The sequence below is a fragment of the Dysgonomonas sp. genome, from assembly GCF_035323175.1.
Taxonomy (GTDB): Bacteria; Bacteroidota; Bacteroidia; order Bacteroidales; family Dysgonomonadaceae; genus Dysgonomonas.
Window position 1 is genome coordinate 252,039 of record NZ_DAOKYH010000002.1, and the last position, 14,945, is coordinate 266,983.

Here is a 14,945-nt window from a genome sequence, read left to right on the forward strand (position 1 = left end):
AATAAACCTTATTGATAGTTGGGGTTTTGTTTCAAAACGCCATTTGATTTATCGATTTCCGATTGAGGAACCGGAAGTAATGCATGCTTATCTTGATAATTTGTTTTACCTGCTGCATGTAACACTTCTTTAGCAGTACCCCAACGTACTAAGTCATAAAAACGGTCTGGTTCTAAAGCTAATTCTACTCTTCTTTCACGCTGAATAGCTTTTCTCAATTCCACTTTATCTTCTGTAGTAACCTTTGGCAATATACTGGTACTAGCTCCTCTCGCATGAGATCTTACCATTTCCAAATATTTCAAAGCATCTTCAGTCTGATCTAATTCATTTGCGGCTTCTGCAGCCATAAGAATAACATCCGGATAACGGATAATGCGTATATTAACCCAGAATCCTTCTCTCGTATATTTAGCTCTCATCGCAGGATTTGTGTATGCTTTTTTATTAAAGTATGCACCCATTGCAGATGATTCAGGAGACTCGCCATATGGCTTGTTTGTATTTTCAGGAGTGATAGCTGCACCCGGTTTTCTGAAATACAGAAGAGTAGCATCTTTACGTGGATCTCCCGGCTCGAAAGCTGTACCTAACTCTTTTGTTGCCATATGCCAACCCCAGCCAAGATTCCATTGTGCGGAACCTCTCACGCCTTGCACCTGACAAAATTGGCTACCGATAGCTGTACTTGCTGGCATTGCCGCAGTAGCTGTACATTGCAGTTCAAAAATTGATTCGCCACAGTTTTCTCCAGCATCGGTAAACACCTGATCAACAGATGTATTCAGATTATAGATTCCTGAATTGATAACTTCTTTAGATGCAGCAAGCATATTTCCCCAGTCGTTACGCATCATATACGTTCTGGCATGTAACGATTTGGCAGCACCCCATGTTAAACGTCCTGTATATTTAGCTTGCCAAGATTGAGGTAAATTTGCTTCAGCAAAAGTAAGGTCCGCATCAATTAATGCATAAATCTCAGCAGCAGAGCTTTTCGGGATATTCGCCTGTGATGCATCTTTTATTTTAAAGTCTATTTTGGGAACTTCACCCCATGCTCTCACCAAGTTGAAATAACAATAAGCTCTAAAGAATTTAGCTTCTGCTTCCAAACTTCTAAGGTCACTGTTATTTAATTTCTGTATAGTATCTATAGTAGAGTTACAGTCATGAATTATCGAATAATTATGATTCCAGTAAGTTCCTAATATACCATTAGAAGCTGTGTATTCAAAATCATCCCAAAATCTGGCGTTATCCGGTCCATCATTCTCAGTACTTCCTTTTTCAGAATCTTCGGAACGGAACATATGGACTGCAAATGCAGGAATCCCGGCAGTTATATTATAACTTCTCATTTTTGAGTAAACACCAAAAATTTTTGCTTCTACACCACCACTAGTATCGTCATCCTCAGTAAAACTTCCTTGAGGACTTTTGTCAAGAAAATCATTACAGCTGATAACCGATAATGCTAAAGCAGCAATTATAGCGGCATATATATATTTATTAAATATTCGTTTCATAATATATTGTTTTTATCTATTAAAATGTAAGATTTAAACCAAATGTATAAACCGCAGGTATTGGATACGGATTAGCATCAATACCGAAGGCTATAGCTGAACCTCCTATTTCTGGAGAATAGCCTGTATTATTTTTCCATGTTTTAGGATTTTGAGCATTTATATATACTCTCAAAGATCTCATTCTTAATTTTTTCAACATATCTGCACCGAAAGTATAACCTAATTGAATATTTCTGATACGGAAGAAGCTGCCATCTTCGATAAAGTAATCTGATGGAGTAGAACCTCTATTAATATTTCTATTGTTAGCCATTATTGGCTCTGTATTAGAAGTTCCTTCGCCGTGCCATCTATCCATTCTAGCCTCTAGGTAGTTAAATTGAGACCAAGCATAAAGATTCCATGTGCGATAAATTTCATTACCATATACACCCATCATGTCAACAGACAGGTCAAAATTTTTGTATCCTACATTTACTGAAAGTCCATATGTAAAATCAGGAGTAGGGTTACCTATCATTGTTCTATCGGCAGTGGTTATTTGACCGTCTCCGTTCACATCTTTGAATTTCAAATCTCCGGGTTTAGCTCCTAGTGTATTCTTAGCGGCATCAATTTCTGCTTGATTTTGATATATACCCTCCACTTTATATCCATAGAAATATCCGATAGGATATCCTGCCTGTGTATAAGACATTTCAGGAAGACCAGAAGTTCCGGTAGTAATGTTGTATCCTTCTTGATATAAATACAAGACTTTATTCTTGATTGTAGTTAAATTACCACTAACTCCATATCTCCATTCTGAACCGATTTTATCATTCCATGATAAAGTTAATTCAACCCCTTTATTTTCCATTGAACCTAGATTACCAAGACCTGGTCTTGTACCTGCAATACCAGGAATTTCAGCTAAAAGATCTTTAGTTTTCTTCTTATAATAAACACCTTCGAAATTCAATCTGTTTTTCAAGAAATAAGCTTCAAGTCCAGCTTCCCAAGCCTCAATTTTTTCCCATCTCAAGTTTGGATTTGGAAGATATGCTATTTCATATCCCGGTATTATATTATCAGCAAAAACCGCATTAGAAGTGTTTAGAAGTACTGGTTCTGCAGGATAAACTCTATCCATATTTTGGTTTCCTAGAGTACCCCATGATCCTTTAAGCTTCAAGTAATCAAGAAAAGTGAAATCTTTCATAAAATCCTCTTCTGTTATTACCCAACCAGCTCCTAAAGAGTAGAAATTTTGCCATTCGTTCCCAGTATAGAAAAATCCTGAAGATCCATCACGACGGAAAGATCCGTTGAACAAATATTTGTTTTTATAATTATACAATCCCCTTGCCAAGAATGAAACGGTTGAGCGTTCCCATTGTGTACTTTCAGCAGATGCTGCATTTGCATCACCGATGCTTACAAACCATTTATCAGGATCATTTGCAATAGGCAGTCCGTTTCCTTCGCCACGTCTTCCGGTAAGGCTGGATAAATTGTTATAGTATGTTGTAAAACCGGCTGTAGCTGTAATATTATGATTATTAAAGCTATTTGTATAAGTCAACAAATAATCGCTTTGAACCTTTGTTTCATTTGTTTTTTGTTGTTGTACAGCAGTTTTCCCATCGCCCATAACTACAGGCTGTTGAGTATCAACATCGAATATAGTTCTCTTAGGAGTATACAATCTGCTATCATAAGATTTGTAATCTAATGAATACATTACACGGAAATTGAAGTTCTTCAAGAAAGTAAGATCTCCATATACATTACCGGATGCTCTATAGTCTATTACTTTGTTCATATCCTTTTGCAATTCTACAATAGTCATCGGATTTGACACTTCATTTTTTTGGAAACTAGGTAATGTATTATACAACCCTTCTTTTTCATTATAAGGAGATCCGATAGGTGCTGCATATAAAGCTCTTTTCACAACATCTGTATATAAGCTGGTAGAAGTATTAAGAGGCGTTGAACGGGCACCATTAAATTGGAATCCAACTTTAAATGCTTTAGTGATAGTGTAATCACTGCTCAGATTGATAGTTACCTTACTGAATTGTTCGTGTTTCAAAGTTCCTTCTTCTGAAGTATACCCAACACCCATATAGAACTTATTCCTTTCGCTAGAAGATGTTATACTAATATTGTTATTGGTAATAAATCCTGTTTGGAATATTTCATCTTGCCAATCTGTATCAGCAGTCCAATTTGTATAATCGAAAGGACTTGCTCCTTGGTTTGCTAACTGCTCTGAATAAAGTTCTTTAAACTGTGCAGCATTCACCATTTTGACTTTATCTACTACTGATTTAAAACCAAAAGAAGTATTGATATTTACCAATGTCTGACCTTCTTTCGCTTTTTTAGTAGTAACAATAATAACACCATTTGCACCACGTACACCAAAGATAGCCAATGATGAAGGATCTTTTAAGATTTCCATTGATTCAATGTCGGCAGCATTCAAGAAGCTAATGTTATCGTTGAATAATCCATCAACTACATATAGCGGCTTATATCCGTTAATTGAATTTGTTCCACGAATACGAATTTCGGGATCTTGTCCGGCAATACCTGTATTTACGACCTGTACCCCTGCTACTTTTCCTTGCAAAGAAGCTAATGGGTTTGCAGATGGACGGTTTGCTATATCCTCAGCTTTAATACTAGCTATGGACCCGGTCAAGTCTCTTTTCTTTGCTGTACCATAACCAATCACGACTGTTTCCGTTAGCATTTTGGCGTCATCTTCCAATACTACGTTTATCGCATTCTGGGCACCTACAGTAACTGATTGAGATTTCATTCCCAAATAAGAAAACACAAGAACATCTCCTTGTTTTGCAGAAAGAGAATACATACCATCTATATCTGTTATTGTTCCGTTTGTTGTACCTTGTACCAGAACACTAACTCCGATTAGAGGCTCATTCGCTTGATCCACAACCTTACCCGAGATTGTTTTGGTCTGCGCATAAATAGTCGTCACGCTTGCCAAAAGAAAACAAGTGAAGAAAAAAATTCTCCGCATGAGAGCAGCTGAACTTTTCATTTTTTTAGGTTTAATTTTCATAGTCTTACTTTTTATTTAAACACATATTTTCAAATAAAATCTACTATGAACGACAGAAAAGAAGAACTAAAAAGTGATCGTATTTTCCAGTAACGGCTAAGTTATGATTGTTCTTTCTGTGCGTATGATATTAGATTTGTGTCAAAATTAGAGTTTATAGACAGAGTGTTTCTAAAAGTTAATACACCGTGAATACACCCTCTCCTCTTTTAACAATACCACCACCTCACTTTTACCTCTCAAACAATCATAATAATATAACAAACAATAAATTACAATAGTTAATCTATATTCAGAAAAAACTCATTTAAGTTCTGGGAAGGAAGAATATTTAACTTTTTTCTTAGTCTATAACGACTATTTTCAACGGCTCTAATAGATAAATTCATTAAAGAAGCAATCTCCTTTGTTTCCAAATTTAGTTTTAAACAAGCACAAAGCCTAAGATCATTATTGGTTAACTGAGGGTATAGAGTTTTCATCTTTCTGAAAAAGCCTGTATGTTTTTCTTCAAATTTTAATAAAAATGTTTTCCAATCATCTTCCGTATTCATATTGCTATTGAGCAAGGCATTTATTTTTTGAGATAACGGAATCAATGCATTGTTTCTATTCTTTGAATAAAAATCATCTATGATATCTTTTACTTTCAAAATGAGTTCATTTTTCTGAATAATAAAAGATGTTTGAGTAAGAAGTTCGGCACTCTTTTGTTCCACTTCTTGCTGCAACTCCCCGGCCAACATTTTCAAGCGTCGGGTTTCTCTATGTCTGATCTTTTGAAGATGCAAGTTTCTATATCGTCTTAATATAAGCATCCAGATGATATACATAACAAAGAAAAAAGCAAGAATATAAAACATATACGCCCAAATAGTCTGATACCAAGGCGGCAATATTTCAAACTCATAAGATATAGATTCGGAATAATGTCCGAGATTATCTACCGTACGTACCATAAAGACATACTTACCCTCAGGTAGACGAGCATACTGAGCACCATTCACCTTTTGAGGTAGAGACCAGTCATTATCTACCCCCTGCAACATATACTGAAATGAGAAATTAGATGAAAATGCATTTTCTGCCGAAAAGCCAAAGGTTACAGTATTATAGTTATATGATATCTTAGCTAATTGAGCAAGATTCTTATATTCGTAATCACCATAACCATTTGTTGTTCCCAACATCCTTAAATATGGAAGAGGTAATTTATTTTGAAGGTCTTTTTTTACAACATGTTCTTTATTGTATATCATAAACCCATTATCCAAGCAGACAAGGCTCAATGAATCATTCAGGATAGACACATTTTCGTATGCGTTTACCAATGATAAGTTCATTCCTAGGTTGTAGCTTTCGAGAATAGATGCCTCATAGCCATCATACGAGAATTTATAAATCGAAGCATCTGTAAGTGCCCAAAATAGATTTCCACGAATATGTACAATTTGCTTTAGGTTCTTTACATTTTTAAAGCAATCATTCAGTATTGTATTCGGCACTATTTTATTTGAAATATCATCGTAGGTATAAAACTCATTATTCCCAAGCAAAACAATACGTCCCCCCACCTTAAACATTTTCATTTTGTATGGGAAGCCATCTTTATTACTTCCTCCGTAATATGAGAATGTTTCAAAGCCCGAGAGATCGTCTCCGAGTTTACATCTATAAATCCCTCTATTAGCATGTTCTAACCAAATATTACCGATATGATCAATATCAGCATTAATTATCGGCTCTGATATCTGTTTCGGCACATAGACTTTATTTGTAGCGGGATCTACAATTTTTAGAGACTGATAGGTAGAAAGAAAAAGCAAGTCTTTCTCTTTATATTTTGCTTCCATGATGTTGTAGACACCCGTATGTATATCAAACACATCTGAAACCGAAAGGTTACTGTTTATCATTTTTAGACCTTTGTTGTGGCAACAGTATAGCTTTCCATTCACAACTTTTAATGTCCAGACTTGTCCTTGTGTTCCATTTATCAGTTTCATGTTAGACAGAGCTTCCGGCTTTTTAAGGTCTTCAGCAGCTATGTAAAACACACCCTGATTGGTAGCAACAAACAATTTATCATTCCACAGAGCACCACCATATACAGCACCAGTTTTCCCTCCTTTATCTATATAGCAGTCCATATTCTCTATATGCTGTATATAAGAGATACCTTTATCCAGAGCAGCCCAGACATTGCCTATATTATCTTCATAGAGGGATAGCACCGTATTATTCTGGAGGGTATTTATAGTAGATAGATGATCTAATATATTACCAGCTTCGTCAACCTGATAAATACCATCTAATATAGTTCCGAAAAAATAAACACCCTTCGAAGACAATATACCGCAATTAAGCTCTGCAGAACTTAATACAGACGATATGGCAGAGTTCCATTGTTTAAATGTGCTCCCATCATAAATATACATTCCTTTTGTGGATGTACCTATGAGATATTTATCTGTTGAATATGGCAATATAACCCTAACATCTGTATTCGTAAAGATTTCACTCCCTTCTATCTTTGTTAATGTAGCACCTTTCAGGCGATACAATGCTCCAAACATTTGCTGCACCAAGAATTCATTTCTCACCTTAGATAATAATAAGAAGCCTCCATTGAAAGGTACATGTTTCACTGTTTTATAGTCGTACATATAGATGGACGAAAAAGATTGGAAATAAACGCAATCTTCGGCAATCCATATCTTCCAGAAATCATCATTTTTAAAAAGAGCTTTATCCAGTTGATCACTTAAAGAAGTGTAGACTAATTTCCCTGAGATATCCCTATCCCATCTACCAAACTCCTCATAGCTTCCCGTAAAAATTGTTTGATGCGAAAGAACTGCCACCGAACGTGCTATTAGAGAATTAGGTATACGGTTTAGCTTCCATTCGACACCGTCGAACTCCAACAAGCCTATGTCGTTACCAAAATACATTATTCCTTTTTCGTCTTGCGCTATCGACCAGTTTTTATTATCGGCTCTATACATGTTCTTGGAGAGGTTGATAACATGTGGTTTATTTGCCGAAATTGAAATGAAAGGAAGGAAGGTTAGGAATAATAAAAAGATATATTTCATTAAATTATTCATTCAGGTTGAATTTACAAAGAGCTTTCTTATTTAAGACATCAAAAATACTACTTTTTTATGGATTTTGTTTTCAGATGGATGTCAATATAATGTCTTCAATCGTTTTGCCTTTAGAAGTTCATAAGTTATATTTGTATGCAATAAAAAATTAATATCAGAAAATCATGAAAATCGGGATAGACCTAGGAGGAACCAATGTTAGAATGGGTGTTGTTAATAATGGTGTCATTGTAAAAAAAATATCGGAGCGATGCAAAGCAGACCAGCCTGAAGACATCGTTATAAAGCAATTGACAGACATGCTTCATCAAATCATATCGCCTGAAATAGAAAGTATAGGTATAGGTGTACCTTCGGTGGTTGATGCAGAAAAAGGCATCGTATATAATGTAATGAATATCCCCTCTTGGAAAGAAGTACATCTGAAAGAAATACTAGAAAAAGAATTCAATATCCCGGTCTTTGTTAATAATGACTGTAATTGTTTTGCTCTGGGTGAATATCATTTTGGAGAAGGAGCCGGATCTAAAGATTTAGTAGCTGTTGCTTTAGGAACAGGTGTAGGCTCAGGGATTATTATCGATGGCAAATTATACAATGGAGGAAATACAGGAGCCGGCGAGGTCGGATGTATTCCTTATCTGGAATATGACTATGAATCTTATTGCAGTAGTTCTTATTTCACTCGTGTACATGGCATCTCCGGCAAGGACGCTTTTGAAAAGGCTAAAGCCAATGAAGACGTTGACTCCATTATTCTATGGAACCAATTTGGACACCATGTAGGCGACCTGATGAAAGTTATTCTTTTTGCTTACGACCCTCGAGTGATTATTTTAGGCGGAAGTATAGCCAACGCTTACGAATATTTTGCTCCTGCCATGATGGATAGCCTTGATAGCTTTCCTTATCCCGAAACAGTAAAGAATTTGAAGATATATACATCTAAAGTAGACGATGTTGCTATACTGGGAGCATCAACCCTAAGCTAAATTAATAGCCATTATACAGAACGAAGTGAAGAATAATAAATTATAGATTCTTCACTCCGTCAAAAATAAAAAGAATGATATCTTATCTCTCCCACTGCTGTAACTCAGCTACAGCAAGCTGATAATCTCGTTCTGTTTCCAGATACTTATCCACTGTTTCATAATACACTGACAACTCTAATAGGTAATTAATAAGGGATAATTGTCCCTTATCCAATGCCATTTTAAGCAAATCCTGACTACTGGTAACACTCAAAGCATCTTCATACTCTTTTAACAACAGAGATAATTTCTTTGCTTTATCATACTGATTCTTCAAGGTATTCCTGAACTGTAACTCAGAATCCTCATGCTGCATCTGCAATGCTACCGTTTGGGCTTTCTGATGCTTCACTGTATTTTTACCTTCCCACAAAGGAATGGATACGCCAACCGAAACACCCTGAAATATTGTACCCGATACTCTTTCGCTAGCATATCCGGCTGTTATCTTAGGCAGATTCAAAGCCCTTGTAAGCTGTTCCTGCTTTCTACTTAAGGCAACTTCTTGTTCCGCTACTCGCAAAGAAGGATTATTAGCCTTTACTATTGCAAACCATTCTATAAAATTGAGAGGGAAAGTAAAATCTGGATAACGATTAAATTCTGTGATATCCAACCCTCCGTTCAATCGTTGCAACTCAGATTTGGATAAATTCAAATCAACTTCATTGATCTGCAACGCTTTCTCAGCATTTAGTAAGTTCAACTTCGTTTTATTACGCTCCAAAACATCGATATTTCCCTGATCAAAACTCTTCTGATACGCATCAGAAAGTTCTCTGGCTTGTTTCAGTCGATCCGATAATATCTTGTTCATCTTCGTTTGATAAACCAGTTCTACACAGATTAAGCGAGCCTGTTGCAAGATCTCCACTTTCTGTTGATCATAAATCATATCTACCTGTTGGTTTTTTCCATCAGACAATTGTGTCTTATAGCGATATGCTGTAGGAAAATCAAACGACTGGGTTACATTAAGGTCTACACGGTTACCTTCTCCGGAGGGACTTCCCCACAGATAACCGAATTCCACTTCGGGATTAGCCATATTTATGCCTGTTTTGTTCCCTATCTTATCGGCATTAGCTTTCTCGCGATACGCTTTCAGCGTTGTATTATTCATTTCTATCTCTTTCAATACATTATCGAACGAGCCTTGCGCCTGTACACTGAGAGCCAGCACCGACAAAAGAATATATATTATTGGTTTCATAAATTATAACTCTTTTATTAAATAATCTCTTCTTTTACAGCCTTTCTATTTTTCAGCATTCTGTATATAATCGGCACAATGTACATATTCAACATGGTTGAAGTTAGCAGTCCGCCCAAAATAACCTTAGCCATAGGACTTTGAATTTCATTACCAGGCAAACTTCCTTGTACAGCCAGAGGTATCAAAGCCAGTCCCGAAGACAAAGCTGTCATCAAAATAGGATTCAAACGATCGAGCGATCCTTGCAATATACTCTTATTAACAGAATATCCTTTGTTTCCCAAATCGTTATAATGAGCCATCAGCAAAATTCCGTTTCGCGTAGCAATACCAAACAAGGATATAAATCCGATAATGGCCGGAATACTGATCTCTCCGGATGTAAACAGAATAGCATACACTCCACCAATAAGAGCCAGAGGAAGATTAAGAAGAATTACAGCCGATTGTGTAACACTTCTAAACTGATTGAAAAGCAATAGAAAGATAATAAGAATCGCAAAAACAGAAGCGATCAGCAATATCTGCGATGCTGCCTGTTCACTTTCAAACTGTCCTCCATATTCAATATGATATCCTTCAGGCAACTGAATATTGTTATCCAAGTTATCCTGAATCTCATTTACAACACTTCGCAAATCTCGTCCGGCAACGTTTGCCGACACGACAATCTTACGTTGAGCATTCTCCCTGTTGATTGTATTAGGACCCGTAGAGGATGATATATCTGCAATATAAGCAAATGGGACTTTAAGCCCGTTAGCATCTATCATCAGATTTCTGATCTTCTCGGCTTGATCTTTATAGTTCTCGTCAACTTTTAGTGTCAAGTCAAAACTTTTACCTGCATCATAAACCTGAGAAACAACTTCACCTGAAAGCATTGTAGTTACAAACTCAGTAAATTCGGGTAAGGTGATACCATATTTTGACAACAGTTCGCGCTTAGGGACAATCTTTAATTGGGGACGCTCTACCTGCTGCTCTACATTCAAGTCGGCAACACCGTCTATGCCCTCTATCTTCGACTTGATCTCATTTCCGAGAGAGAATAATTTATTCAGGTCTGTTCCAAAAATCTTTATGGCAATATTGGCTTTGGTGCCCGAAAGCATATGATCGATACGATGCGATATCGGTTGACCTATTTCCACACTAATTCCCGGTATGGCATTCAGCTTATTTCTGAGATCGGCTAACACCTCTTTTTGAGGACGATCTCTCAATACAAAAGGTGCTTCAATCTCAGAAGTATTCACACCAAAAGAATGCTCATCCAATTCGGCACGCCCCGTTTTACGTCCTACCGTTTGTATTTCAGGAACGCTAAGAATGGCCTGTTCTGCCATTGCTCCTACCTTATCTGATTCCTCTAATGATATTCCCGGTAAGGTATTTACAGTTACAGTAAAAGACCCTTCATTAAATGGCGGTAAAAAATTACGCCCAAACGAGAAAGAAATAGCTATAGCCGAAATCAACAATAAGCCTGTTATTCCCAATACTATCTTCTGTTTCTCTAATGCCCAATGCAAGCTTTTTTCATAGATAGCTTTAAGCTTTACTACAAATACAGATTCTTTTTCTCCCTTATCTTTCTTATTATTTGCAAGCAAATAGCTACACAAAACAGGAGTTACTGTAAGAGCTATAATTGTAGATGCAAAAAGAGCAACGATAAAAGCTATCCCCAGAGGAACAAGCATACGCCCTTCCATACCGCTAAGGAAAAATAAAGGAGTAAAACTTGCGACAATAATTAATGTTGAATTCAAAATCGGCATACGGACTTCTTTTGATGCTTCGAATACAATAGTAAGCACGCTTTGTTGTTCCTCCTTTGGCTTTTTCCGATTCTCTCTCAAGTGCTTAAATACATTTTCAACATCTATGATAGCATCGTCTACCAGCGAACCGATAGCAATAGCCATCCCCCCTAAACTCATCGTATTGATCGTTAAGCCCATCAGCTTTAGAGCAAGAATAGAGGTTAATAAAGAAAGTGGTAAAGCCATTAAAGAAATGAAAGTCGTACGACCATTCATTAAAAACAAGAACAGCACGATGACCACAAAAATAGAACCTTCATAAAGGGATTTCTGCACATTATTAATAGAGTTATTAATAAAACGTTCCTGCCGGAAAATATCTGTTGATATTTTCACATCCGCAGGAAGTCCCTTTTTCAAGTCAGCGATAGAAGCATCCAGCTTTTCACTCAGCTCGATTGTATTCGTATTCGGTTGCTTGGTTATAGTAAGCAATACGGCAGATTTTGTTTTTTCGGAAGCGACACCTAATTTCGGTGTTTTTGCTCCTATCTTTACATCTGCAACATCGCTGATCAGAATAGGGCTTTCGCCGACTTTCTTTATAACAGCTTTGCCTATTTCTTTTACATCGGCACTTTGCAGAACACCTCTTACTATATATTCATTACCGTACTCATACAACACACCTCCCGATGCATTCTGATTCATATTACGGGTCACTTGCAACACTTCATCCAGTGTAACACCGTAATGTTTCATACGCCCCGGATCGAGTAATATCTGATATTCTTTGATATCACCACCTATAACTGTCACCTGAGCCACTCCTCCTGTAGATAGTAAGCGTGGGCGAATCGTCCAATCGGCAATAGTGCGAAGATCTAATAAAGATGTAGAGTCAGCAGTCAGTCCGATAATCATCACTTCTCCCAATATCGAAGATTGTGGTCCCAATGTGGGTTGCCCGATATTCTCGGGTAAAGCATCACCTAGAGTAGCCAGTTTTTCGGTTACTATCTGCCGAGCTTTATAAATATCTGTACCCCAATCGAACTCGACCCATACAACAGAGAAACCTGTGGTAGATGACGAACGTACCCGCCGCACATCTGTAGCACCATTCACTGCTGTTTCGATAGGAAAAGAGACTAAGCGTTCCACCTCTTCCGAAGCCATTCCATTCGCCTCTGTCATTATCACTACGGTAGGGGCATTGAGATCAGGAAATACATCTATCTCCATATTCTTAGCAGTATAAAGCCCGCCAACCAATAGGAGAACAGCACTGATAAGAACAATCAAACGATTGTTCAACGAAAATTGTATTATTTTATTCAGCATATCTATTCCTCCTCAATTTAATGTTCATGAACATGAGGGATTGCTGATGCTGTAGAAGCTAACTTGACATGATATGCTCCTTTACTTACTACTTTGTCACCTTTCTTCAGACCCGACAAGATTTCAACATGATTGCCGTCATTTGCTCCCAAAGTAACTTCTTGTTTGCTATAAGCATCATCGTGAGATTGCAAATAAACGAAATACAGGCCTTGTTCTTCGATTAAAGAAGATACAGGTATAGAAATAACATTGCTACGCGGTTGTCCTAAGAGATAAACCTCGACATAAGAACCGGAAATTATTTGACCAATATTATCAAATTCAAAATTGACCGGCACATAATATTCTTGATTCGACGATGACTTACCGTACGATACCAGCCTTCCATTTAGAGCGGAAAGGGTATAAACCGTCTTATCGTAAGGCGTTTTGAAATTTGCGGATATTACAGCTCCTAAATCTTTAAAATAACGTTCCGAAACGTCAGCTCTCAGTTGCAGTCGTCTATTTTGCGTAACGGTCATTAAGGCTTGACCTACTTCCACGTATTGACCTTCGTTAACCAATTTAGTCTTTATAAATCCAGTTATTGGTGTTGAGACTCCCACGCCCTTAGCTGTAGTTTTCTGCCCGATAGTATGATAAGCAACCTTAGCATTTTCGTAGTTCAGCTTGATCTCGTTATATTCTTTTTCGGCAATAAGCTTATTTCCGATCAAAGATTCAGCTCTCTGATATTCCTTCTGAGCAATCTCGTATGCAGACTTCGCTTTTGCTATAGGGTCTCCATCCACTATATTTTTAGAAGAAATACTTAGAAGCGATTCTCCACCACGTACGGCTAGTCCTTCATTCAACGAAGCCTTATTAAATGACACTATCCCATTGGCAGTTGCAGAGATTGTAACCTCGTCACCCTGTGCAGATAAAATTTGTCCACTCGTTTTTATTACCTGATGAAATGCAGAAGGTTGAACATTCACGATTTCCAATCCTGCCTTTTTAGCCTGCTCGGGAGAGAATACGATTTCTTCTCCATGGGCTTCTTTATCATGAGAATCTTCTTCTTCGGCATGATCGTGGTCACACTCCTCGCCTTCTGCGTGAGAGTGAGCTCCTTCTTCTTCAGAATGATTATGTCCTGCGTGAGATTCTTTATTTTGTTCTGTATGAGTGTCTGCTTTTTGTTTAGAGTTGCACCCCCAAAGCATCGCAAGCAAACAAGCGATATATATTATATATTTTTTCATATTCTTATTTCTTAAACTTGAATAAACAAAAAACAATTATAGGCAGTTTTGGAAACTGTCACTATAAAAATTCAAACTTCTCTATTTGAGAAATTATGCTAAGAAATAAGATACAGGAGGTGCACGCAGGCTTTTTATGGAGCCTACAAAAGGTGGCGTATAGCTTACTAAATAAGGCTTTTGCCTGAAGCGTTCCCCAAATTGTGGAGCTTCTAAATAAAACTCATTGAGTGAGTATAATATATAGGCAAAAGAAAGACAGTTTGCACATGGCAATATGTCATCATGCGTATTATCTTGTTGACGAAGTATTAATTCCTGAAGATTACAATCTTCTGTATGCGTCTGATGATGACATCCTTTTTTGTGTTGTTCACAACAGTTATGGGTATCGTCTTGCTGATCGGAGCAATGATGTCGATGCATAATTTCCTCAAGAGAAAAACAGATAACACCATCATGATGCGAATGAGGCATAATAGCATGAGCTAACATAAACATGCTAGCCATCAGAGTTAGAGTCAAAGCGATCAATCTCATATGTCTCATACGACAAAGATACAAAACTTAAGTAAAGAAGCTCTCGTTTCTTTACACAAAAAAATAAC

The 14,945-nt window shown here is 37.1% G+C and carries 8 protein-coding genes; 1 reads left to right on the forward strand and 7 read right to left on the reverse strand.

Annotated features, from left to right (window positions below; translation table 11 throughout):
* Nucleotides 1-8: 8 nt before the first annotated feature.
* The 3 genes from PKC55_RS04155 to PKC55_RS04165 all read right to left on the reverse strand — a co-directional run bounded on the left by PKC55_RS04155 (nt 9) and on the right by PKC55_RS04165 (nt 7,721).
* Entirely contained in the window at nt 9-1,529 is a 1,521-nt protein-coding gene (locus tag PKC55_RS04155) for a RagB/SusD family nutrient uptake outer membrane protein (protein WP_291128214.1), read from the reverse strand.
* Between the two features lie 19 nt (nt 1,530-1,548).
* Nucleotides 1,549-4,611, reverse strand: coding sequence for a SusC/RagA family TonB-linked outer membrane protein (locus PKC55_RS04160; protein WP_524536933.1), 3,063 nt, complete (start codon nt 4,609-4,611; stop codon nt 1,549-1,551).
* A gap of 281 nt (nt 4,612-4,892) precedes the next feature.
* Nucleotides 4,893-7,721, reverse strand: coding sequence for a triple tyrosine motif-containing protein (locus PKC55_RS04165; RefSeq protein ID WP_414647309.1), 2,829 nt, complete (start codon nt 7,719-7,721; stop codon nt 4,893-4,895).
* A 164-nt stretch (nt 7,722-7,885) separates the two neighbouring features.
* Between PKC55_RS04165 and PKC55_RS04170 the strand changes: the two genes are divergently transcribed.
* Nucleotides 7,886-8,713: an ROK family protein gene (locus PKC55_RS04170; protein WP_303891701.1), complete on the forward strand. Its 828-nt coding sequence runs from the start codon at nt 7,886-7,888 to the stop codon at nt 8,711-8,713.
* A gap of 82 nt (nt 8,714-8,795) precedes the next feature.
* On the opposite strand, the gene PKC55_RS04175 is transcribed toward PKC55_RS04170, so the two are convergent.
* The 4 genes from PKC55_RS04175 to PKC55_RS04190 form a co-directional block, all read right to left on the reverse strand.
* On the reverse strand, nt 8,796-9,968 hold the full coding sequence (locus tag PKC55_RS04175) for a TolC family protein (protein WP_283686342.1): 1,173 nt from the start codon (nt 9,966-9,968) through the stop codon (nt 8,796-8,798).
* A 17-nt stretch (nt 9,969-9,985) separates the two neighbouring features.
* Nucleotides 9,986-13,084 carry an efflux RND transporter permease subunit gene (locus PKC55_RS04180; RefSeq protein WP_324371988.1) on the reverse strand — a complete coding sequence of 1,033 codons (3,099 nt, stop codon included), beginning with the start codon at nt 13,082-13,084 and terminating at the stop codon, nt 9,986-9,988.
* Between the two features lie 17 nt (nt 13,085-13,101).
* Nucleotides 13,102-14,337 (reverse strand): efflux RND transporter periplasmic adaptor subunit, encoded by a 1,236-nt coding sequence (locus PKC55_RS04185; protein ID WP_324371990.1) that lies wholly within the window; start codon nt 14,335-14,337, stop codon nt 13,102-13,104.
* A gap of 93 nt (nt 14,338-14,430) precedes the next feature.
* Nucleotides 14,431-14,886, reverse strand: coding sequence for a DUF6769 family protein (locus PKC55_RS04190; RefSeq protein WP_291126027.1), 456 nt, complete (start codon nt 14,884-14,886; stop codon nt 14,431-14,433).
* Nucleotides 14,887-14,945: the final 59 nt, after the last annotated feature.